The organism is Mesorhizobium sp. LNHC229A00, from assembly GCF_000502415.1.
GTDB lineage: Bacteria > Pseudomonadota > Alphaproteobacteria > Rhizobiales > Rhizobiaceae > Mesorhizobium.
The window spans coordinates 257,946-279,282 of record NZ_AYWQ01000009.1 but is presented as its reverse complement, the minus strand read 5'-3'; the positions used below and the strand labels follow the sequence as shown (position 1 = coordinate 279,282).

The following is a 21,337-nucleotide window of genomic DNA, read 5'->3' as shown; positions in this document are numbered from 1 at the left end:
ATGGTGCTGCGCCTGTCGCGCCATGTCGGGGCGCTCTGCTTCCTCTCGGCGGCGGTTTTTGTCGCCATGACGGGGATGGAGTTCTTCTATTTCCGTCGACTGAGCGGGGGCCTGGCTTCGCTCGACATGCGTTATTTCGGATTTACGCCCGACGAAGGCATGGCCTGGCTGACGGCGCTTGGCCGGCGCGGCAGCGAGATCATCCTGGTCTGGCACTACCTGACCTTCGATCTTCTGTTTCCGGCACTGTTGTCGCTGACGCTGGTCAGCCTGATCCTGGCAACTGGCCGGCGCCTGAAGAATTTCCGCGTGCTGCCGGCGCAGATGCAGGCGATCTTCGCGCTGGTCCTGGTGCTGCCCTATATGCTCGCCGACTACGCACAGAACATCGCCGTGGCGCGCCTTCTGTCCGATTTCCTCTACGCCAATCCGGACTCGCTGTCCTTTGCTTCGGCGCTGATCGTCACCAAATTCGCGCTTCTCGCCGTCCCGGTCATCGTCATTGCCGCTTTCTGGCTGGCAGGCCAAAGACGTCGGAATTGAAGCGGAGCAGGGCAGGGGCGACTTCATGAACCAGACCACGATCTTCTGGCCTGTGCTGGCTCACGTGCTGCTGATCTACATCGTCTATATCGTCATGGGCCGGCGCCGCTATTTTGCTGTCAAGTCGGGTGAAGCCAAGGTCGGCCAGTACAAGGTTCGCTCGACCGAGCCGGCCTCTACCGTCACCGTGGCGAACAATCTGATCAATCAATTCGAACTGCCGGTGCTTTTCTACGTACTGTGCCTGACACTGCACATGACCAACGGCGTCAATTACATCACCCTCGCACTGATGTGGATTTTTGTCGCGTCGCGCTATTTTCACGCCTGGTTTCACCTGACCAGCAACAAGCTGCTGGTGCGCAACCGCTCCTTCGTGCTGGGCGCGGTGGTGCTGGCGCTCGGTTGGATCTGGCTGGCCCTGCACTTGCTCGCGATCGTATGAGGTGCGCCTAATCACCTTCTCCAAAAGGGAAGAGGGAAAGGCCGGCGCCTATAGATCGAACACCGCGATCTTGCGATTGTCGAACTTGATGCCGATCTCGCCGCGTACCAGCTTCAGCGCGTGTTCGCCGAACACGGCGCGCCGCCATCCTTGCAGCGCAGGCACATCGGCATCCTCGCCCTCGGCCGCGATGCGATCGATGTCATCGCTGGAGGCCAGCACCTTCGAGGCGACGCCCTGTTTTTCGGCGACGATTCTGAGCAGCACCTTCAACAGTTCCGCGGCCGCATTCGAGCCCTCGGGCGGCTGGAAGTTTTTCGGCAGTTTCGGCATCTGCTCCTTGGGCAGGGCGAGCGCGGTGTTGACCGCGCCGAGCAATGCCGTCGCCGTCGAGGAGCGTTCCCAGCCTTTTGGCGTGGTGCGCAACTTGGCAAGGGCTGGCGCATCGCGCGGTCCTTGTTGTGCGATCTCGTAGATTGCGTCGTCCTTGAGCACACGGCCGCGCGGCACGTCGCGCTCGCGCGCCTCGCGTTCGCGCCATGCCGCCACGGCCTGCACGATCGCCAGCTCCTGGGGCTTGCGAAGCCGCATCTTCAGCCGCTTCCAGGCATCCTCGGGGTGCGGATCGTAGGTCTCGCGCGAGGTCAGGACATCCATCTCCTCATTCAGCCAGTGGGCGCGGTTTTCCCGCGCCAGCTCGGCGTTGAGGTGCTGATAGACCTCGATCAGATGGGTGACGTCGGCCAGCGCGTAATCAAGCTGCTTGTCGGACAGCGGCCGATGGCGCCAGTCAGTGAAGCGCGACGACTTGTCTAGCCGCGCTCCGGTGATGCGCTGTACCAGCTGATCGTAGGAAACGCTGTCGCCGAAGCCGCAGACCATCGCCGCCACCTGGGTATCGAACACCGGGTGCGGAACGAGGTCGCCGAGATGGACGATGATTTCGATGTCCTGTCGCGCCGCATGGAAGACTTTGACCACCGCCTCGTTGGCCATCAGCCTGAAGAAGGGAGCCAAGTCGATATCAGGCGACAGCGGATCGATCAGCGCGGTCACGCCGGGCGCGGCCATCTGGATCAGGCACAGGATTGGCCAGAAGGTCGTTTCGCGGATGAATTCGGTGTCGACGGTGACGAAATCCGACTTTTCGAAAGCGGCGAGAACGGTCTCGAGTTCTTTCTGGGTGGTGATGACGTGCATCAAATCGCTTTTGGCAGGAGTAGGGTCTTCCTAGATTTCAGCCGGGAAGGCTTTCGTCAAGCTGTGGTGCCCCCGTCACGGCCCTTCCGGACTGTCTTGATCACTATTTCTCCTCGCCAGCCGCGCGAAAATGGTCGACGTGCGCAACAGCGCCGTGAAGCGGCTGCGCTTGCCTGCCGGTACTCCTGAGCGTGCCTGCATGCGGTAGAGGATGACGGCAATGAAGATCGCGTAGACCACGGCGCTGAAGACGAACAGCGCGCTTGGCCCGAAATACTGCATCGCGGTCGACGCCGCGAAAGGGCCCCCAATAGCGCCGAAGGAATAGAACAGCATCAGGGCGGCGTTGATCAGCACGAACTCGCCGGCATCCGCGCGGTCGTTGGAATGTGCCGCCGACAGCGAATACAGCGGCATGGCGAAACAACCGAAGATAAAGATGATGATGAAGTTGAGCAGCGGGTTGCTGCCGGCGATGAACACCAGCGCCAGTGCCGAAAGCATCGCGCAGCAGGTCGTCATCAACAGCACCCGGCGCCGATCCCAGCGGTCGGAAAGGTAACCAAGCGGATACTGGATGATGGCTCCGCCGAAAATGCCGACGCTGACGAAGGTGACGACGTCGCCGACCGACATGCCGATCTGCTCCGCATAGACCGGCGACAAGGTGCGAAAGGCACTGTTGGTGACGCCCACGGCGATGCAGCCAAAGCAGCCCAGCGGCGAAATCCGCCAGACGCGGGCCAGATCGAGCTTGACCTCTTCCGGCGGCGTCGGGTTGGAGCGGTCGCCGAGCGAAACCGGCACCAACGACAGCGTGATCATGATCGACATGATGGCGAAGATGGTGAAGCCACCGGCGCCGAAGACGGGAATCAGGAACTGGGCTGATGTCACCGATCCGGTATCGACCATCCGGTAGATCGCCAGCACGCGGGCGCGGTCGTGGTTGGTGACGCCGGAATTCAGCCAGCTTTCGACGATGGTGAACAATCCGGCGAAACAGAAGCCGCCGGCAAAGCGCACCGCGCACCACATCACCGGATCGAGAACCAGCACGAGCAGCAAGGTGCCGACGGAGGCGATCGCCGCCAGCGCCGAAAACGCCCTGATATGGCCGACCGCCTTCATGATGCGGGTGATGGCCAGGCAGCCGAGCAGGAAACCGGCGAAATAGAAGGTGCCCATCAGGCCGATGTCGGAAGCCGAAAACCCTTCCTGCGCGCCACGCAGCGCGATCAGCGTGCTCTGCAGCCCATTGCCGCCGAGGAGGATGCCTGCGGCGAGAAGAAGCGGGATCAGGGGACGGATGGAGGACATGAAGAAATACAGCCGCTCATCGTTGATCCTTTTTGGACCATCGTCTCCGTCGATGCCAGCGGCATTTGCCAATGAAAAGGCAGCGATGCCTCGGGTCGAATCAGCTCGGCGGATGAAACAGACGTCGATGGCGACCGGCAGCGCCGGTTAATCGATCAGCGTATCAATCGACGCGCTCAAAAGTGTCTAGGCTGGTCCCGAAGGCGCGCCATGTTCCAACCGTGGTCAGCTTTGCGGGCTCACCCTCGGCCTCGGCTGAAAGAGCCAGTCCAGCCACCGTGTGCCACAACATCTCGATCTTGCCGTCTCGAAAAATGCCGGTATAGCTCACAGCCGCCGGCCCTGTCTTTCCTGACGCCGCGGAAGTAAAGCCGATCACATCTCCATGAGCGGCCCCGTGAAGAGGCACTTCCATTCCGGAAAAGCTGCTGTCGGGCAACGCTGTCTTGAAGACACCGCGGATCAAACCCTCACTATCGTCGTCGATAATTACAACCGAACCGTATTGATTGCGCCAAGTGCCCTTCCAGGAAAACATGTTTGCCTCCTCTCAGTCCATCATGCGCTAACGCGACAGGCGGTTCACCGTTCCGCCATATGACCGGCCATAAATTGAAGCCGAGGTTCCAAGCTGAGAGATAGCCCCTCCGTCCCTTTGCCTTGACAAACCATGCCTCCCATGCGCTTTTCGCGCAAATTTTGAGGCCGGGCCGCAATGCTTCGGCCTACCATCCAGCACCCCGGACTTATATCCATGACCATGCACCGTTACCGCAGCCATACCTGTGCCCAGTTGCGAAAGAGCGACGTTGGCAATTCCGTTCGCCTGTCGGGTTGGGTGCATCGCGTACGCGACCATGGCGGCCTACTGTTCATCGACCTTCGCGACCATTACGGCCTGACCCAGATCGTTGCCGATCCCGATTCGCCTGCCTTCAAGGTCGCCGAGACCTTGCGCGGCGAGTGGGTGATCCGCGTCGATGGCGAGGTCAAGGCGCGCTTGCCCGAGACGGTCAACGCCAACCTGCCGACCGGTGAGATCGAAATCTTCGCTCGTGAGATCGAAGTGTTGTCGGCGGCCAAGGAATTGCCGCTGCCGGTGTTCGGCGAGCCCGATTATCCCGAGGACATCAGGCTGAAATACCGCTTCCTGGATCTGCGCCGCGAGACACTGCACAAGAACATCGTGGCGCGCACGAAAATCATCGCCGAGATGCGCAAGCGCATGGGCGAGGTCGGCTTCACCGAATTCTCGACGCCGATCCTGACCGCCTCGTCGCCGGAAGGCGCGCGCGACTTCCTGGTGCCGTCGCGCATCCATCCCGGCACCTTCTACGCGCTGCCGCAGGCGCCGCAGCAATACAAGCAGCTGATCATGGTGTCTGGCTTCGACCGCTATTTCCAGATCGCGCCCTGCTTCCGTGACGAGGACCCGCGCGCCGACCGCCTGCCCGGCGAGTTCTACCAGCTCGACCTCGAAATGAGTTTCGTCGAGCAGGACGACGTGCTGTCGACCATGGAACCGGTGATGCGCGGCGTCTTCGAGACCTTCGCCAACGGCAAGCCGGTGACGCAGAAATTCCAGCGTATCCCCTATGATGTCGCCATGCGCAAATACGGCTCCGACAAGCCGGACTTGCGCAACCCGATCGAGATGCAGGCCGTCTCCGACCATTTTCGCGATTCCGGCTTCAAGGTGTTCGCCAACATCCTGGCCAACGATCCGAAGGCCGAGGTCTGGGGCATTCCGGCAAAGACCGGCGGCAGCCGCGCCTTTTGCGACCGCATGAATAGCTGGGCGCAAGGCGAGGGCCAGCCGGGGCTGGGCTACATCTTCTGGCGCAAGGAAGGCGACAAGCTCGAAGGCGCCGGCCCGCTCGCCAAGAACATCGGCGAGGAGCGCACCGAGGCGATCCGCCTGCAGCTCGGCCTTGCCGACGGCGACGCCGCTTTTTTCGTCGCCGGTGATCCCAAGAAGTTCGTTTCGTTCGCCGGCGCGGCGCGCACCCGTGCCGGCGAGGAACTGAACCTCGTCGACCGCGAACGCTTCGAACTGTGCTGGATCGTCGACTTCCCGTTCTTCGAATGGAACGAGGAGGAGAAGAAGATCGACTTCGCCCACAACCCGTTCTCGATGCCGCAGGGTGGCATCGATGCGCTGAACGGCGAGGATCTGCTCGGCATCAAGGCCTTCCAGTACGACATGGTGTGCAACGGTTTCGAGATCGCCAGTGGCGGTATCCGCAACCATTTGCCCGAAACCATGGTCAAGGCGTTCGAGACGGTTGGGCTCGACCGTTCCACGGTCGAGGAACGCTTTGGCGGCCTCTACCGTGCCTTCCAGTATGGCGCGCCGCCGCATGGCGGCATGGCCGCCGGCGTCGACCGCGTCGTCATGCTGCTGGTCGGCGCCAAGAACCTGCGCGAAATCACCATGTTCCCCATGAACCAGCAGGCTTACGACCTGCTGATGAACGCGCCGTCGGAAGCCTCGCCGCAGCAGCTTCGCGAACTGGCGCTGCGTGTCGCGCCGACCAAGAAGGACTGATTGCAGCGTCGCAACTGCCCTTTTCTCCCCGTCACTCTACGGGGAGAAATGTCCGGCAGGACAATGAGCGGCAGCGCGGATGCAGGCGTTTGGCGACCAGCCGCGACAACTGACGCCTTCTGACATTTAGGCGGTTCGGCATTCAATTTCAAACTTGCAGGCGTCAGCGCTGCCCCTCATCCGCCTGCCGGCACCTTCTCCCCGTATAGGGACGGGGAGAAGGGAGTTGTCTTCGATCAGTCCTCGTTCGCCTTGACGCTGACGCCGAGCGTCTTCGGCAGGTCGAGCGGATTGGACATGGCACCCGCCATGATCAGTGCGAACGGCACCGATGCCGGCGGCTCGGCCGAGATTTCGAGGCTCTTCGGATCGTCGAGATATTTGCTGACAGCCGCCGTAACCTGAGCCGTCAGCTCGGGATTGTTGAGCTGCGACATGCCGAACGGCACGATTGCCTTGGCCTGATTGGCGATGTCCTTGGCTGACATGCCCTGCTGCTTGCCGACATAGTCCAGCACCTTGCCGGTCAGCGAATCGTCGTCGAAGCGGATCGATGCGCTGTTGAACGAAAGCTGCTGCAACAGGCCGAGCATGGCCATGCCTTGCGCCGAATTGTCGGCGCCTTCCGGCTGTGCGGCCATCTTCTTCTGCATTTCCTGCAGCGACTTGATGAAGTCGATCGTGTAGCCGCCGAGGTCGAAGGTCATGCCGAGCGTGCCGGCATTCTCGACGGAGATGTCGTATTTCGACAGTTCCATCTTGCCGTCCGACGGCTGCCAGGTGCCGGCCATTTCAAGATTGCCCGAGATGTTCTGGTAGCCGAGCGCGTTGATGACCTCCTTGGATTTGGGATCCTCGACCAGCGACAGATCGGCCGTGAACTTCTCCGTGTTGGCGGTGAATTCCATCGGCTTGCCGTCGGCGGGCGGCGTGATCTGGATGGCGAGCCCATCCATCGAAAAGGCGGTCTTGTCGGCGACCTTGACTGTCATGTTCGAGAGTTCAGCGGATTTGTACATCATCAGCGAGCCAAGCGGGCTGGTGGAGCCGTCGGCCGGCACAGTCATGTCGTGGATAACGAAGGGGCTGAGATCGAGGGTGACGCCGTCCTTGCTGTGTTCGAAGGCCGAGGTCGACACGGTGGCGATATCATAGCCGCCATTGGCCTCGGTGATGTTCTCGAGCTTGACGTCGCCGATCGTCAGCGCTTCCTTTTCCGCGGCCGGTTTCACCGACACGCCCTGCAGCACCATGCTGGTGTTGTCGCCGGTCACGCCGGTCCAGGAGATGTCGACGCCCTGTGCGGAGAGTGCTGCCTTCAGCCGGTCCGCGACCGCCGCGTCCTGGGCAAGGGCCGCATTCAGCGGCAGCGTGAGCAAGAAGGTCGAAAGTGCGAATTTCCGGAGAGTTGAGCGGTTGATTGTCATCGCAAGGTCCCTGAGAGTGTCCTGAAATTATTTTTCAATTCTTTGCGCCATCACCATTCCGTGACGAACTGGACGGGAAAAAGGCGTGTCCCGGCACAATGGTCGAAAATCGCGCTGAAAGGCAAACCCGATCCGAACGCTATTGGAGAACGCAGTGAATTTGGCATGAAGGTCGGGCCGCCAGCGTGCTTCGCAATAGATGCGGCATGTAACAGATTGATGTTGGCCGGCAAGCTCGACCTTGCGGTTTTCTGTTGCAGAACTGCGCGCAAATCGACTGGTCCGGTGCGCGCCTCTTGCCGCGAATCACCCGCTCGGCTAGGTCCAGCCCATGGGAAAAAGGCTTTTGCCGCCTGACAATGGCGGTGGCGATCATATCGAACCAGTCGACCTGAAGAAGGCGCTGGAAGAGCGCTATCTCGCCTATGCGTTGTCGACCATCATGCACCGGGCGCTCCCGGATGTGCGCGACGGACTGAAGCCGGTCCATCGCCGCATCATGCACGCCATGCGCCTGCTGCGCCTCAACCCGGACCAGGGGTTCGCCAAATGCGCTCGTATCGTCGGCGAGGTGATGGGCAAGTTCCACCCGCATGGCGACCAGTCCATCTATGATGCGCTGGTGCGGCTGGCGCAGGATTTTTCGATGCGATATCCCCTGGTCGACGGCCAGGGCAATTTCGGCAACATCGACGGCGATAACGCCGCCGCCATGCGCTACACCGAAGCGCGCATGACCGACGTGGCGACCGACCTGCTTGCCGGCATCACCGAAGACGCGGTCGACTATCGGCCGACCTACAATGAAGAAGACGAGGAGCCGGTCGTGCTCCCCGGTGCCTTCCCCAATCTCTTGGCCAACGGCTCGTCCGGCATCGCGGTTGGCATGGCCACCTCGATCCCGCCGCACAATGCCGCCGAGCTCTGCGACGCGGCGCTGCATCTGATCGAGCATCGCGATGCGCCGGTGGCGAAGCTGATGGATTTCGTCCAGGGCCCGGATTTTCCGACCGGCGGCATCATCGTCGACAGCCGTGCCTCGATCCTCGAAGCCTACGAGACCGGCCGCGGCGGGTTCCGCGTGCGGTCGAAATGGAACCAGGAAGACCAGGGCAGGGGCACCTGGAGCATTGTCGTCACCGAAATTCCCTATGGGGTGCAGAAGGCGCGGCTGATCGAGAAGATCGCCGAGCTGTTGATGGCCCGCAAGCTGCCGCTGCTCGAGGATATCAGGGACGAAAGCGCCGAGGACATCCGCGTCGTCCTGGTGCCGAAGAGCCGTTCGGTCGACCCAGGCATCCTGATGGAATCGCTGTTCAAGCTGACCGAGCTCGAAAGCCGTTTCCCGCTCAACATGAACGTGCTGTCGCGAGGCAAGGTGCCCAACGTGCTGTCGCTGAAGGGCGTGCTGCAGGAATGGCTGGACCACCGCCGCGACGTCCTCATCCGTCGCTCGAAATTTCGCCTCGGCGAGATCGAGAGGCGGCTGGAAATCCTTGCCGGCTACCTGATCGCCTATCTCAACATCGACGAGGTGATCAGGATCATCCGCGAGGAGGATGAGCCCAAGCAGGTCATGATGGCCCGCTGGTCGCTCACCGACACCCAGGCCGAAGCGATCCTCAACATGCGGCTGCGCGCCTTGCGCAAGCTGGAGGAATTCGAGATCCGCAAGGAATTCGACGGCCTGACCGCCGAGAAGAAGCAGATCGAGGCACTGCTGGCGTCCGATGCCAAGCAATGGTCGACCATCAAGTGGGAAGTCACTCAGGTTCGCGACAAGTTCGGTCCGGAGACCGAGATTGGCAAGCGCCGCACGCAGTTCGCCGACGCGCCCGAGCACGACCTGACCGATATCGCGCACGCCATGATCGAGCGCGAGCCGGTCACCGTGGTGGTTTCGGAAAAAGGCTGGCTGCGGGCGATGAAGGGCCATCTGGCCGATTTTTCGACGCTGACCTTCAAGGAGGGCGACAGCCTCAAGCTCGCCTTCCATGCTCAGACGACAGACAAGGTTCTGGTCTTTACCACCGGCGGCAAGTTTTACACGATCGGCGCCGATCGGCTGCCGGGCGGCCGCGGCCATGGCGAGCCGATCCGCATCATCGTCGACATGGACAATGACCAGGACATCGTCACCGCCTTCGTTCACGATCCCAAGCGCAAGCTGCTGCTCGCCTCTTTCGACGCCAACGGCTTCATCGTTCCGGAGGAAGAGGTGGTCGCCAACACCCGCAAGGGCAAGCAGGTGATGAACGTCAAGGCGCCGGACGAGGCCAAGCGCTGCGTGCCGGTCACCGGCAATCACCTGGCCATCGTCGGCGAGAACCGCAAGATGCTGGTGTTCGCGCTCTCGGAAATTCCGGAGATGGGTCGCGGCAAGGGCGTGCGGCTGCAGAAATACAAGGACGGCGGCCTGCTCGATCTCAAGCCTTTTACACTTGAGACAGGTCTCTCCTGGCAGGATTCGGCCGACCGTACCTTCACCCGGTCGCGCGAGGAATTGGCCGAATGGATCGGCGCCCGGGCGTCGGCGGGACGGATGGTGCCCAAGGGATTCCCCAGGACCGGGAAGTTCGGGTAGAAGCCGCCGATCCCCCTCGTGGGGGAAGGTGGCCGGCAGGCCAGAGGGGCGCGCTATCCCGCCGGCGCATCAAGCTAGCTACGCCTCTCGCAATTCTCGGTCCCTAAGATCAGATCAGAGGTCGCGCCCCCCTCTGTCCTGCCGGACATTCCCCACGAGGGGGGAGATTGGCAGCTCCACCATCACATTTGGACTATCGTCACGATTGCTGCACTATATCGGTGCATAACTGACCGGATGAGCCGGGGAGAGCAGGGCGTTTGAAGGAAGCAAAGATCCAGAAACCGGAACGGCAGCAGCGCCTCTTCGGGCTGTCCACACCGCTCCGTTCGGCCGTCATACCGCCGCTGTCGGCGGCGCGCTGGCTGCTGGTGCTGATCGTTGCCGCCGGCGTCTATTTCTTCCACGGCTTCCTGTTCCCGGTGCTGGCTGCCCTCGTCATCGCCTTTGCCAGCTGGCCGCTTTACCGACGACTGCTGGTCGGCGTTGGCGGCAATCGAACCATCGCCGCCACATTTGCCATCCTGTTCATCCTCGCCTTCCTGGTCATACCGATCGCGCTTGCCGGCACTTATGCCATCAACGAGGTGCGCGAATGGGTCGGCTGGGCGATAGAGACCAACCGCCACGGTGCGGTGACGCCGCACTGGATCGCCACCCTGCCTGTGGTGGGTGAATGGCTGAACGAGCAGTGGACGACCAATCTCGGCCATCCCGGCGGGATCGGCGAACTGATCCAGCTAGTCAGCGGCGCCAATATAGGGAGCATCTACCGAGGCGCGCTCGCCGCCGGCGGCAGCGCTTTCAGCCTCTTTCTAACGCTGCTGTTCATGATGATCGCCCTGTTTTTCGCCTATCGCGACGGCGAGAATTTCGCCGGCCAGATCGATCGCCTCGGCGAGCGCATTCTGCCCACCCGCTGGGAGCGGATCTCGCGCGTCGTGCCGGCGACCATTTCCTCGACCGTGACCGGCATGACTGTAATCGCCATCGGCGAGGGACTGGTGCTGGGCATCGCGTACTGGCTGGCTGGTGTGCCGTCGCCGGTGACGCTCGGCGCGCTGACCGGCGTGATGGCGCTCATCCCCGGCGGTGCGCCATTGTCCTTCACACTGGTCTCGATCTATCTCGCCGCCAGCGGCTCGCCGATGGCCGGCCTGGCGCTGTTCATCTGGGGAACGGTCGAGTTGTTCATCGTCGACAAGACGTTGCGCCCCAAGCTCGTCGGCGGCCCGATAAAACTGCCCTTCCTGCCGACCTTTTTCGGCCTGATCGGCGGCGTCAAGACCATGGGTTTTCTCGGCCTGTTCATCGGCCCGGTGCTGATGGCGCTGCTGGTCGCGATCTGGCGCGAGTGGCTGCGCGAGGTGGAACTGGCCGACGAGATCGTGCCGCCGAATGAAATCGAAGCCGGTCCACAAATCGAGGTCTTGCCCGAGCCCAGCGTGGTCAAGAAAGCCAGCGCCTGATCTCGACCTCTAAGCCGGATGGTGCACCGCGAGGTCGCCGCGGCGTTTGCGCCCATCATGCAACTGCCAGAGCGAATGGGCGACCAGCGTGACGATCAGGATGCCGCCGCCGATCAGGCTGTTGCGGGTCGGCGTCTCGGCAAAGATCATCCACACCCAGATCGGCGCCAGCACGGTTTCGAGCAGGTAGAACATCGCCACTTCCGGTCCAGAAATGTATTTCGGCCCAGCGGCGAGGCAGAAGAACGAGATCGGCATGATGACGGCGCCGTTGAAGATGATCCAGCATGGCGCGTTCACGTGAAAGCCTTCGCCGCTCACCATGAAGGCTGCCAGCCCAAGCGGCAGAAGGACGCCGATCAGCGAGGTGAATCCCATATCCTTGCCGCTGGCTCGCGAGATGGTGATGGCCACCGCGATGAAGAAAGCCGAGCACAGTGCCATGAAATCACCGAACAGCTTGCCGCTGCCAACCGAACCGCCGACGATGACCAGCACGCCGAGGATCATGACCAGCATGGCCGCGATCGTCACCGCCCCCGGCCTTTCCCGTAGGAATATCCAGGACAAGAGTGCGGCGAATACGGTGTTGAAGGCTAGGATGAACACCAGGTCGGCGGTCGAGGTGTGGAAGACCGCAGTAACGAAGGTGATCGAGGTCAGCCCATAGCATATCGCCACGATCAGCCCAGACCAGCCGGGGATAAGCGGCGGGACATTCCGGCTCAGCGCGCGCCAGACCGACCAGATGATCATCGCCGCGATGAAGGTGGTTCCGGTTCGCAGCAAAAGGATGGTCCACGCGCCGCCATCCGCAAGGCGAATCAACGGTATGTCGACGGTCAGTATCAGTCCGCCGATGGCGGTTATCAGAAGGCCCTTCTGGTGATCATGGTGAGTGGACATGCAGGAACTTTCGCAATTGCATTGCAGGCGGCCGATCGGCGCAAGCGCGCACTCTCTCCAGCCGAGCGGCTGAAAGACCAGCATCCCCTGCCTTGAAACAGTTTAAGCGTGGATCGGGGGAAAACTCGGCGTCAGACCGCTTCGTTCGTATAGCGCTCCCAGCCTTTTGGGCCGAGATGCTCCTGCGGCATGAAGCGCATCTTATAATTCATCTTGCGCGAACCATTGACCCAGTAGCCAAGGTAGACATGGGGCAGCCCCATCGCCTTGGCACGGGCGATATGGTCGAGGATCATGAACGTGCCGAGCGAGCGGCTTTCGAAATCCGGATTGAAATAGGAATAGACCATCGACAGGCCGTCGGCCATCTTGTCGGTGAGCGCCACCGCGACGAGTTCACCCTGGCCTTTGCCGGTGATGAAGGTGTCGGGTCCGCGCCGCCGGTATTCGATCACCTTGGTGTCGACATGGGTATCCTCGACCATCATGGCGTAGTCGAGCACCGTCATGTCGGACATGCCGCCGCGGCGGTGGCGGGCATCGAGATAGCCGCGAAACAACGAATACTGTTCGGTCGAGGGCTCGGCATTGTGCATGGCGCCGACGAGGTCGGAATTGTGCTGCAGCACGCGCTTCATGTTGCGGCTGGGGGTAAACTCATGGGCCAGGATACGCACCGACACACAGGCGCGGCAGGTCTCGCAGGCCGGCCTGTAGGCGATGTTCTGCGAGCGCCGGAAGCCGCCTTGCGTGAGCAGGTCATTCATCTCCGAGGCCTTGTCGCCGACCAGATGCGTGAACACCTTGCGCTCGAATTGGCCATCGAGATAAGGGCACGGCGACGGCGCGGTGAGGAAGAACTGCGGCGACTGGGTCGGGTGCTGCGTCATCGAGCCTTGGAAACACTCCTTCGAATCTCTCTACCTTTGGCTCCGGCGGCGAAAAATTCAACAGGATTGTGAAGGTGCGGGCAACTCAACACCTTCACATTTGCGCTCAAGGGGGGCTGCGGCTCTGCTTGAGAGCGATATCAGCGGCCGGTGCGGCTGACGACAGTGCCGAGCAAAAGATCGTGCAGCGTGCGCTTGCGATCCGAGAACAGGGTCACCAGCAGGACCAGCGGCGACAGGATGACGTTGCCGGCCCAAAACAGTACTGAGTGGACCACCGCGGTCAGCCCGTCGATGCGGGTGCCGTCGAGACGGTCAAGGCGGATGCCCATCATCTTCATACCCGTGGTGGCCTGGTCGGCGCTGCCCAACGTGTTCCAGATGTAGAGGATGGCGACCGCCGGCACCAGGACGCCGAACAGCATCCAGCCCAGGCCGAGGGTCAAAAGCCCGAGGAAGAACACCAGGATGGCGAACGGAATGGTCAGCAGGCCGACGATGAGATAGTCGAGCACGAAGGCCAGGATCCGCCTTGTGCGCACGCCTTCATAAGCCCTGGCATCGTCGAGCCGGGTGTTGATGATTTCGCCGTCGAAAACGCGAGCGTTCATGTCATCTCCTCGTAACAGGGGCCTGCTTAGCCTGAGCCCCACCGCACCAGAAATGGTGAAGGCTCATGGTGGAATCAAGATCGGACCGTTTCGTCGCGGCGCCAAGCGGCACACGACGGCGTGAGGGTCCGAAGCGGTTGAATTTGTAGCACGGATGGCGTTAGTTTGCTGCGGCGCAACAAGACGCCGAGGGGACGGGGCAATATGGACTACGACATGCTGGTCATCGGCAGCGGCCCTTCCGGCCGCCGCGCCGCCGTGCAATCGGCCAAACTCGGCAAATCGGTGCTGGTGGTCGACCGGGGCCGGCGTCTTGGCGGCGTCTCGGTGCACACCGGCACCATCCCCTCGAAAACGTTGCGCGAAACGGTGCTCAATCTCTCCGGCTGGCGCGAGCGCGGCTTCTATGGACGCGGCTATCGGGTCAAGCAGGATATCTCCGTCGGCGACCTGATCGAGCGTCTGCACAAGACGCTCGATCACGAGGTCGAGGTGCTGCAGCACCAGTTCATGCGCAACAAGGTCAAAAGCGCGCGCGCGGCGGTGAAATTTCTCGGCCCCAACAAGGTCAGCCTGACGTCGGACAGTGGCGACTACAGCGAAATCGGTTTCGCCAATGCACTGATCGCCGTCGGCACCAGGCCGCATCGGCCGGCCGACGTGCCCTTCGACAAGACCCGGGTCTTCGACAGCGACGAAATGCTTGAACTCGACCGCCTGCCACGCACGCTGACGGTGATCGGCGCCGGGGTGATCGGCGTCGAATACGCCACGATCTTTTCCGCGCTCGACGTACCGGTGACGCTGGTCGAGCCGCGCAACTCCATCCTCGATTTCGTCGACCGGGAGATCGTCGACGATTTCATCCACCAGATGCGCGACCGCGGCATGACGATAAGACTGGGCAGCGCGGTCAAGGAAATCCGCTCCAAGCCGGATGCCGCCGAAGTGGAACTGGCCGATGGCCGCACTATCCGCTCCGAGGTCGTGCTTTACGCCGCCGGCCGCACCGGCAATATCGGCAGCCTCGGCCTCGACCTGATTGGTATCGAAGCCGACTCGCGGGGCCGCATCAAGGTCGATCCGCGGACGTTTCAGACCAGCGTGCCGAATATTTATGCCGCCGGCGATGTCATCGGCTTTCCGAGCCTCGCCTCCACCTCGATGGAGCAGGGCAGGGTGGCAGCCTGCCATGCCTTTGGCGTGTCGCTTCCGCCACCGCCGGAGACCTTCCCCTACGGCATCTATGCGGTGCCGGAGATCTCGACGGTCGGCCAGTCCGAGGAGCAGGTGCGCCAAAGCGGCGGCGCCTATGAGGTTGGCGTCGCGCGCTTCCGTGAGACGTCGCGCGGCCACATCATGGGCGTCGACACCGGCTTCCTGAAGCTGTTGTTCTCCATCGAGACGCGGCGCCTGCTCGGCGCGCACATTGTCGGCGAGGGCGCCACAGAACTCATTCATATCGGCCAGGCGGTGATCAATCTCGGCGGCACGGTCGACTTCTTCGTCAACAACACCTTCAACTATCCAACCCTGGCCGAGGCCTACAAGATCGCCGGCCTCGACGCCTGGAACAGGATGGGGCGGGGATAGGCACTGTCTGATGCAAGTTCGGGGGAGCCGTACACTCTCTTCATTCTGTTTGCCACTTCGAGCGGCTGCTGGAATTTCTGGTGGGCGAGGGCATGGCTGCGAGTCCAGCCATGGAATTGCTGATGACGGTCGGCCGCTACACAGTCGGCTGCGTCAGGAGCAAGCCGAATATCCGTCAGGTCCGGGGCGTGGCGAAGCACTGGATGCGGCGGCGCATGATCATCCGCTTTTGCGCGAAGCCTTGGTGCACTACAGTGCCGGCGGACACGAGGCGCTGTTTGAAAGCGGGCTTGCCCTGCTGATCGCCGGGGCAAAAGCTCGAATGGTGGCCGAACGCTGATTGGGCAGCGAGCGGTCCGCAAAGGCGGTCAGCCTCCCTGCGCCGCCGCCGCCGATTCCGCCAGCCAACGCTCGACGATCACTGCGTCCGGGTCGCCGATTTCATGGCCTGATGGAACGATCCGGGCGGCGATCTCGGTACCGTGCCGGCTGAGCAATGTCACCAGGGGCGGCGCGAAAGGCCCGTAGGTCTCGTCCTCCGCCCCGGCAATGATCAGCGTCCGTGTGCCCATGAGGTCCGTTGAAGGCACCTTGTCGAGCACCGGCATTGGCCTCAGCAGCGCCGCGCTTCGGACAATGCCGGGATGGAGCAGCATCAGGCTCGAAACCAGATTAGCGCCATTCGAATAGCCAAGGAATGTCGCGTGAGCGAGATCAAGCCCATGGCGGGTGGCGACTTCGCTTGCGAATTCCACGAAGGCAGCGGTTTCGACACGGATGCTTTGCTGGTCGAAGCGCGTCGGCGTGATTCGCTCGAACCAGCGAAAACCGTCTTCCTGGGGGATACGGCCGCGTACCGCGATCAGGGCGGCATCGGGCGCGATGCGCCTCGCCAGCGGCACCATGCTTGTCTCGTCGACACCCGATCCATGCAGCAGGAACAGGCATGCACGGCCGTTTTTGCCGGCACCGAGGAGCCGATAGGGAAACGTTAGATCCAGCATCAGAGGGCCATTTTCGCCACTGGCGCCAGTCATAATGCATCCCGTTGAATATATAAGGCTTTACTCAATTTGCCGGCTTCAAAACGCAATATTTTCATGCTCCGCGAAAGTTGATTGAACCAGGCTCATTCCGGCCCGTTTTTGCGCCGATACACTCCTTGTGGGAGGAATCGAAGCGGTGCGTCGGGGGTCGCATTGCTGGACATGAACAACCAGCTTTGAGGCCTTTTGTCGATGACTACCCCTGTTTCGCCAGATCGCGATTTGCGCATCTTGGTCCGCGACACGCGTATCGATGTACTGCGCGCACTGGCACTGCTCACCATCTTCGTCGACCATGTGCCGGGTACCGCTTTCGAGACGCTGACGTACAAGAATTTCGGTTTTTCGGATGCGGCCGAGGCGTTCGTGCTGATATCAGGCATTTCGGTCGCGCTCGCCTACGGCACCAAGTTCCGGCCTGGCGGCCGGCTTCTGGCGACCTTGAAAATGTGGCGGCGGGCGGGCGTGCTCTACGTCGCCCATATCGTCACGACAATGGTGGTGATGGCCCTGTTCTGCGCCGTGGCGGTGTTTGCCAGGCGGCCGGAACTGCTGACGCTCATCAACATCGAGCCCTTGATGAAGAACACGCCGCAGGTGCTGATCGGCATCGTCACGCTCGGCCACCAACTCGGCTATAACAACATCCTGCCGGTCTATGCAGCGCTGCTTTTGATGGCGCCGGCCTTCGTCCTGTTCGTCAGCTCCAGGCCCGTCGCGGCGCTTGTCGCGTCCGGCACGCTGTGGCTGGTTGCCGGAATTTGGGAGATCGCCCCGCCCAATTATCCGGAGCCGGGTTTCTGGTTCCTCAACCCGCTGTCCTGGCAGTTCCTGTTCAACATCGGCCTTGCCGCCATGCTGCATGTCAGGCGCGGCGGCGTCATTCCGGTCAACCGTTGGCTGGTCGGCGCGGCGGCGGTGTATGTGCTGGCCGCGCTGGTGTGGGTGCATAGCCCGCTCTGGGGACAGATAACGTGGTTCAACCTGCCGGTGGTGATCGGCGGCTTCGACAAGACCTTCCTGTCGTTGCCGCGGCTGTTGCACATCCTGGCGGTCAGCTACCTCGTCGTCGCCCTGCCGACGCTGTCAAACCTGTTCCGCACCAGCCCCGACCATCCGCTGGCCATACTGGGCAAAAGATCGCTGCCGGTCTTCATCGCCGGCACGGTGATAGCCATGGTCGCGCAGGTGGTGAAGCTGATCAATCCGGGCGGGCTCGTCTATGACAGCCTGCTGATATCGGCCGGCATTGCCATGCAGTTCGCGCTCGCCTTCTATCTCGAATGGCTGTCGACCATCGGCGGTTCGGGCAAGGCCCGCACGGCTCAAACGGTTCCCGCGCCGGTTCGTGCGCCTTTGGGGACTGCCATGGCAAGAGCCAATCGGTAGGCGGTTCAGTCGCGTGGCGAAGCCGACGAGGCTCGCACGATCAGTTCTACCGGCAGTTGATGCCGGCTGACCGGCCCGTTGCTTTCCAGGATCGCCCTGACGGCAAGGCGGCCCATCTCGGCAATCGGCTGGGCGATCGTGGTCAATGGCGGCTCGGATACCGCTGCTTCCGGAACACCGTCGAACCCGACGATGGAAACGTCGTCAGGCACGCTCAGCCCGCGTGCGCTCAGCCAATCGAGCGCCACCAGGGCTATTCTGTCCGACATGGCCAGGATGGCGGTGGGCGGCGTGTCGGAGGCGAAGATGATCTCGAGCCCCGCCTTCGTGCTCGCCACGTCGTTGGCGGTCTCATAGACAGGCACTTTGGATATATCGACGCCAACCCGCGAAAGCTCCCGGAAATACCCGGTGAGGCGGTCGCGCGTCCCTGCATAGGTCGCCGCCCGAACCTGTTCGGCCGAAACAAGGCCCGTCCTGTTGTCGGCGAAGGGCAGGGCCATGACGGCGAAGCGGCGATGGCCGAGATCCGTGAGATGGCGGGCCGCCACGCCGGCGCCGGCGATATTGTCGACACCGATCGCGGCGACCGAGCCGTCCTCGGAGTCGAGGTCGAGCGCGACGAAGGGCAGCTTGCGCTCACGTGCCAACTCCACCAGGCGCGAGCCACCTTCGATGCAAAAGACGATGAAGCCGTCGACCAGCGCACTCTGGATGTTCCAGGCAAGCTGCTCGTTATTGGCGGCCGAGACCAGGGAAATGCCAGCTCCGGTCGCATCGCAAGCTTGCGAGATGCCCGCCATCATGACCCGCGCAAACGGATCGTCGAAGAAATAGGAGAGGGGCTCGGCGGTNGCCACGCCAATGGCGTTGACCTTGCCGGCCCGGAGCAGCCTGCCCTTTGGATCGGGCCCGCCATAACCCATGGCCTCGGCCGCGGCGCGAACCCGTTCGCGGACTTCCTCGCGCACGATCTCGGGGCGGCTGAATACATTGGACGCGGTGCCGTGCGAAACACCGGCGGCCTTGGCGATGTCGGCCAGCCGTACGGGTCGTCGATTGCCTGCGGTGAGTGACGCCATTTGTGCGTGCCTCCTGACATCCATGTAGCACGTTCTTCCGCCGCATCTAGTATTTTCGTTGGATCGATTCAATTTTTGCTTGACCTGCGCTGGTTTCAATCTTATATTTGAATCGATCCAAGTGGCGGCTTGGGTCTGCTGAATAGCCAAGAGGGAGGAGCGCCGTGCATCCCGTTAACTACCTGTTCGCCGACATCTATCGCAACGACTGGAATATCGGGTCAGCCACCAACAAGGCCAAGCATCGTGGTGAGACGGGCCCATGGATTCGCGATCTTCGCTTCTTGGTGCTGCGCAGGCGGAGCTGATCAACCGGCTCTTTTCGTGCCCGACGATTGGATCGATTCAAGACAAGGAGGATGAGCTATGCATCCCATCAAGCATCTGTTCGAAGATATCTACCGCAACTACTGGGGCATCGGACCGGCCATCGAGCGACCGGAAGCGCGACGCCGGCTGAAACCTGCTGTTGACGGCCGTGCCCTTTGGGGTCGCCCGGCACGCCGCCGGGACTGACCTCAAGCAATCATTTCAGGGCCGTGGACGTGCCACGGCCGAGATCGCTATCGCCAGCCAGCCTGCGATGAGCAGGGTGCCGCCGATCGGCGCCGACATCGGAAACAGCCTTGAGCCCCAGAAATCGCGGGCGAGAAGATCGCCCGCGAAGAGGAGCAGTCCGGCGAGCAGAACGAGGCTTGCGATGCGCAGCCAGCGGTTTGTGCCTATAAGGCCGATGGCGAGGAAGACCGGCGCATGCATCAGCAGGAACGACGCGGCGGTGCCGGTGAGGGCGCCGCCGCGGTGGGCGGCGGCCGCCGAAANGCGGCGGTGCCGGTGAGGGCGCCGCCGGGGTGGGCGGCGGCCGCCGAAAGCGCCACCCCCGCCGCGCCGACGAGGCCGCCGGCAAGCACGAGAAGGCGACTGCCATTTGGATCGCGGTTCATGGCCGGCGTGCTCCTTCTATCTTAAGCAAGCGTCAGGGCTTGCGCGCTTCCAGTGCCATATGCCGCGTCCGCCGCGACTGGACGATCCAGTTGTAGGCGGCCCCGAGCGCCATCAGCACCGACGTGCCGAGAAACACCGCCGGCATGGCGAAATGGCCGCCCACAAAACCGCCGGCCAACGGCCCCGCGACCTGTCCGACATACTGCGCCGAGATCGCCAGGCCAAGCACGTTGCCGCCAACGCCGTCGGGGATGTTGTGCCTGATGACACTGGTGATGCAGGGCAGGAGCCCGCCCAGCGCCAGGCCCATCAGGAAACGCAGGCCGATGAGCTGCAAGCTGTTGGTGACAAAAGCCTGCGGGATAAGCAGCAGCGCCGAAACCGCCAGCGCTCCCACGACAACGTTCCAGTGCCCGATCCGGTCCGCGAGCTTGCCGAGCCAGGACGCCGAGAGGATCGTGCCCAGCGCGGCGGCCGACATCACAACGCCGGCGACGAGCGTCACCCTGCTCTGGTCCTCGACGAGCTGTTGCACATAGACGGTGATGATCGGCTCGATCGACATTGTGGCGAAGGCGAGCAGCATACCGGTGGTCAGCATGGCCACGACCGGGCGCTTGTCCGGGATCTGCGACCAGCCGCTTTTCGGCTTTGCCGCCGACGCGGGTTTGGCTGGCTTCGGGCGCGGACTCTCCTTGATGAGGAAGGTCGTTGCCAGGAAGGCGAGGAAGATCACGCCGCCTGACAAGAGGAAGGTGGCGCGAATGCCGATCACCGGCGGCAGCACGCCGCCCAACAGGGGACCGACCAGCGAGCCCGCTGTAATGCCCGCCGACAGCACACCAAGCGCCCAGCCGGAACGCTCCTTCGGCGTCTGCATGGCCACCAGTATGGTTGAACCGGAGGAATAGCCGCCCGCGAAGCCGATCAGCAGGCGCAACAGAACCAGTTGCCAGACCGTCTCGACCATGCCCGTCAGCGACATGCAGATCGCCATGCCGAAGGAGGCGCGCACCAGCATCACCTTGCGCCCGTAGCGGTCGCCCAGGCGCCCCCATAGCGGCGCGACTGTGGCCGCGGCGAAGAAGGTGGCGCCATAGGCGATGCCGGACCACTGCACGATTGCCGCGTGGCCCTGTGCGCCGAGTTGTTCGACATAAAGCGGCAGGAATGGCAGCAGCAGGGTCATGGCGATGAGCGTGCTGAACGAGCCCGCGAAACAGACGGCGAGATTGCGCCGCCAGTGGAAGTTGTAGCCGCTTTGCTGCGTGTCTTCCTGCGTCATGCCCTGCCTGCCCGGTATCAGCGCTTGTTGCGGATACCATTTTGGGATACCAAA

20 protein-coding genes and 1 pseudogene are annotated in these 21,337 nt (G+C 62.5%); 10 read left to right on the top strand and 11 right to left on the bottom strand.

What is annotated here, in order from left to right; genetic code table 11:
- Together X742_RS150215 and X742_RS150220 are read left to right on the top strand one after the other, a co-directional pair.
- Window positions 1–543, top strand: a complete 543-nt coding sequence (locus X742_RS150215; protein WP_023773303.1) for a hypothetical protein — start codon at window positions 1–3, stop codon at window positions 541–543.
- Between the two features lie 25 nt (window positions 544–568).
- Window positions 569–988: an MAPEG family protein gene (locus X742_RS150220; RefSeq protein WP_015318284.1), complete on the top strand. Its 420-nt coding sequence runs from the start codon at window positions 569–571 to the stop codon at window positions 986–988.
- 48 nt (window positions 989–1,036) lie between these two features.
- Here the strand turns inward: X742_RS150220 and rnd are convergent, their stop codons facing one another.
- Window positions 1,037–2,188, bottom strand: a complete 1,152-nt coding sequence (gene rnd, locus X742_RS150225) for a ribonuclease D (RefSeq protein WP_015318283.1) — start codon at window positions 2,186–2,188, stop codon at window positions 1,037–1,039.
- A gap of 75 nt (window positions 2,189–2,263) precedes the next feature.
- Window positions 2,264–3,508 (bottom strand): MFS transporter, encoded by a 1,245-nt coding sequence (locus X742_RS150230; RefSeq protein ID WP_023773302.1) that lies wholly within the window; start codon window positions 3,506–3,508, stop codon window positions 2,264–2,266.
- Between X742_RS150230 and X742_RS1000000174075 the strand changes: the two genes are divergently transcribed.
- A complete protein-coding gene (locus tag X742_RS1000000174075; RefSeq protein ID WP_156939401.1) occupies window positions 3,507–3,659 on the top strand; it encodes a hypothetical protein in 153 nt (50 codons plus the stop codon). The genes X742_RS150230 and X742_RS1000000174075 overlap by 2 nt on opposite strands.
- A gap of 12 nt (window positions 3,660–3,671) precedes the next feature.
- Here the strand turns inward: X742_RS1000000174075 and X742_RS150235 are convergent, their stop codons facing one another.
- Window positions 3,672–4,046, bottom strand: a complete 375-nt coding sequence (locus tag X742_RS150235) for an avidin/streptavidin family protein (protein ID WP_023773301.1) — start codon at window positions 4,044–4,046, stop codon at window positions 3,672–3,674.
- A 222-nt stretch (window positions 4,047–4,268) separates the two neighbouring features.
- On the opposite strand from X742_RS150235, the gene aspS reads away from it, so the two are divergent.
- Window positions 4,269–6,056 (top strand): aspartate--tRNA ligase, encoded by a 1,788-nt coding sequence (gene aspS, locus X742_RS150240; protein ID WP_023773300.1) that lies wholly within the window; start codon window positions 4,269–4,271, stop codon window positions 6,054–6,056.
- A 236-nt stretch (window positions 6,057–6,292) separates the two neighbouring features.
- Here the strand turns inward: aspS and X742_RS150245 are convergent, their stop codons facing one another.
- The gene (locus X742_RS150245; protein WP_023773299.1) at window positions 6,293–7,483 is read right to left on the bottom strand and encodes a hypothetical protein; all 1,191 of its coding nucleotides are present in this window, start codon (window positions 7,481–7,483) and stop codon (window positions 6,293–6,295) included.
- Between the two features lie 331 nt (window positions 7,484–7,814).
- On the opposite strand from X742_RS150245, the gene parC reads away from it, so the two are divergent.
- Complete coding sequence (gene parC, locus X742_RS150250) at window positions 7,815–10,067, top strand: DNA topoisomerase IV subunit A (protein ID WP_023773298.1); 2,253 nt, start codon at window positions 7,815–7,817, stop codon at window positions 10,065–10,067.
- 260 nt (window positions 10,068–10,327) lie between these two features.
- Window positions 10,328–11,536, top strand: a complete 1,209-nt coding sequence (locus X742_RS150255) for an AI-2E family transporter (protein WP_023773297.1) — start codon at window positions 10,328–10,330, stop codon at window positions 11,534–11,536.
- A 9-nt stretch (window positions 11,537–11,545) separates the two neighbouring features.
- Here the strand turns inward: X742_RS150255 and X742_RS150260 are convergent, their stop codons facing one another.
- The 3 genes from X742_RS150260 to X742_RS150270 form a co-directional block, all read right to left on the bottom strand.
- On the bottom strand, window positions 11,546–12,442 hold the full coding sequence (locus X742_RS150260; protein WP_023773296.1) for a DMT family transporter: 897 nt from the start codon (window positions 12,440–12,442) through the stop codon (window positions 11,546–11,548).
- Between the two features lie 131 nt (window positions 12,443–12,573).
- Complete coding sequence (locus X742_RS150265) at window positions 12,574–13,332, bottom strand: arginyltransferase (protein WP_023773295.1); 759 nt, start codon at window positions 13,330–13,332, stop codon at window positions 12,574–12,576.
- A gap of 140 nt (window positions 13,333–13,472) precedes the next feature.
- Entirely contained in the window at window positions 13,473–13,943 is a 471-nt protein-coding gene (locus X742_RS150270) for an RDD family protein (protein WP_023773294.1), read from the bottom strand.
- 204 nt (window positions 13,944–14,147) lie between these two features.
- Between X742_RS150270 and sthA the strand changes: the two genes are divergently transcribed.
- Window positions 14,148–15,536: a Si-specific NAD(P)(+) transhydrogenase gene (gene sthA, locus X742_RS150275; RefSeq protein ID WP_023773293.1), complete on the top strand. Its 1,389-nt coding sequence runs from the start codon at window positions 14,148–14,150 to the stop codon at window positions 15,534–15,536.
- A 368-nt stretch (window positions 15,537–15,904) separates the two neighbouring features.
- On the opposite strand, the gene X742_RS150280 is transcribed toward sthA, so the two are convergent.
- Window positions 15,905–16,573 carry an alpha/beta hydrolase gene (locus tag X742_RS150280; protein WP_023773291.1) on the bottom strand — a complete coding sequence of 223 codons (669 nt, stop codon included), beginning with the start codon at window positions 16,571–16,573 and terminating at the stop codon, window positions 15,905–15,907.
- A 201-nt stretch (window positions 16,574–16,774) separates the two neighbouring features.
- Here X742_RS150280 and X742_RS150285 point away from each other — a divergent pair, with 201 nt between their 5' ends.
- Entirely contained in the window at window positions 16,775–17,971 is a 1,197-nt protein-coding gene (locus X742_RS150285) for an OpgC family protein (RefSeq protein ID WP_023773290.1), read from the top strand.
- A 5-nt stretch (window positions 17,972–17,976) separates the two neighbouring features.
- Here X742_RS150285 and X742_RS150290 read toward each other — a convergent pair whose 3' ends face one another.
- Entirely contained in the window at window positions 17,977–19,053 is a 1,077-nt protein-coding gene (locus X742_RS150290) for a substrate-binding domain-containing protein (RefSeq protein WP_023773289.1), read from the bottom strand.
- Between the two features lie 164 nt (window positions 19,054–19,217).
- Here X742_RS150290 and X742_RS1000000174840 point away from each other — a divergent pair, with 164 nt between their 5' ends.
- A complete protein-coding gene (locus X742_RS1000000174840) occupies window positions 19,218–19,361 on the top strand; it encodes a hypothetical protein (protein WP_023773288.1) in 144 nt (47 codons plus the stop codon).
- A gap of 58 nt (window positions 19,362–19,419) precedes the next feature.
- Window positions 19,420–19,569, top strand: coding sequence for a hypothetical protein (locus X742_RS1000000174835; protein WP_023773287.1), 150 nt, complete (start codon window positions 19,420–19,422; stop codon window positions 19,567–19,569).
- A gap of 15 nt (window positions 19,570–19,584) precedes the next feature.
- Here X742_RS1000000174835 and X742_RS01000000170300 read toward each other — a convergent pair.
- Both X742_RS01000000170300 and X742_RS150295 read right to left on the bottom strand, forming a co-directional pair.
- Window positions 19,585–19,997, bottom strand: a pseudogene (locus X742_RS01000000170300) (DUF423 domain-containing protein).
- Window positions 19,998–20,029: 32 nt separating this feature from the next.
- The gene (locus tag X742_RS150295; RefSeq protein ID WP_023773286.1) at window positions 20,030–21,283 is read right to left on the bottom strand and encodes an MFS transporter; all 1,254 of its coding nucleotides are present in this window, start codon (window positions 21,281–21,283) and stop codon (window positions 20,030–20,032) included.
- Between the last annotated feature and the right edge of the window lie 54 nt (window positions 21,284–21,337).

Excerpts from the sequence above, each read along its gene's own strand:
- X742_RS150215 (WP_023773303.1), top strand. The coding sequence starts at position 1 with ATGGTGCTGCGCCTGTCGCGCCATGTCGGGGCGCTCTGCTTCCTCTCG.
- X742_RS150230 (WP_023773302.1), bottom strand. The coding sequence starts at position 3,508 with ATGTCCTCCATCCGTCCCCTGATCCCGCTTCTTCTCGCCGCAGGCATC.
- X742_RS150245 (WP_023773299.1), bottom strand. The coding sequence starts at position 7,483 with ATGACAATCAACCGCTCAACTCTCCGGAAATTCGCACTTTCGACCTTC.
- X742_RS150260 (WP_023773296.1), bottom strand. The coding sequence starts at position 12,442 with ATGTCCACTCACCATGATCACCAGAAGGGCCTTCTGATAACCGCCATC.
- X742_RS150280 (WP_023773291.1), bottom strand. The coding sequence starts at position 16,573 with ATGACTGGCGCCAGTGGCGAAAATGGCCCTCTGATGCTGGATCTAACG.
- X742_RS150265 (WP_023773295.1), bottom strand. The coding sequence starts at position 13,332 with ATGACGCAGCACCCGACCCAGTCGCCGCAGTTCTTCCTCACCGCGCCG.
- X742_RS150270 (WP_023773294.1), bottom strand. The coding sequence starts at position 13,943 with ATGAACGCTCGCGTTTTCGACGGCGAAATCATCAACACCCGGCTCGAC.
- X742_RS1000000174835 (WP_023773287.1), top strand. The coding sequence starts at position 19,420 with ATGCATCCCATCAAGCATCTGTTCGAAGATATCTACCGCAACTACTGG.
- parC (WP_023773298.1), top strand. The coding sequence starts at position 7,815 with ATGGGAAAAAGGCTTTTGCCGCCTGACAATGGCGGTGGCGATCATATC.
- X742_RS1000000174075 (WP_156939401.1), top strand. The coding sequence starts at position 3,507 with ATGAAGAAATACAGCCGCTCATCGTTGATCCTTTTTGGACCATCGTCT.
- X742_RS150285 (WP_023773290.1), top strand. The coding sequence starts at position 16,775 with ATGACTACCCCTGTTTCGCCAGATCGCGATTTGCGCATCTTGGTCCGC.
- sthA (WP_023773293.1), top strand. The coding sequence starts at position 14,148 with ATGGACTACGACATGCTGGTCATCGGCAGCGGCCCTTCCGGCCGCCGC.
- aspS (WP_023773300.1), top strand. The coding sequence starts at position 4,269 with ATGCACCGTTACCGCAGCCATACCTGTGCCCAGTTGCGAAAGAGCGAC.
- X742_RS150235 (WP_023773301.1), bottom strand. The coding sequence starts at position 4,046 with ATGTTTTCCTGGAAGGGCACTTGGCGCAATCAATACGGTTCGGTTGTA.
- rnd (WP_015318283.1), bottom strand. The coding sequence starts at position 2,188 with ATGCACGTCATCACCACCCAGAAAGAACTCGAGACCGTTCTCGCCGCT.
- X742_RS150220 (WP_015318284.1), top strand. The coding sequence starts at position 569 with ATGAACCAGACCACGATCTTCTGGCCTGTGCTGGCTCACGTGCTGCTG.
- X742_RS150295 (WP_023773286.1), bottom strand. The coding sequence starts at position 21,283 with ATGACGCAGGAAGACACGCAGCAAAGCGGCTACAACTTCCACTGGCGG.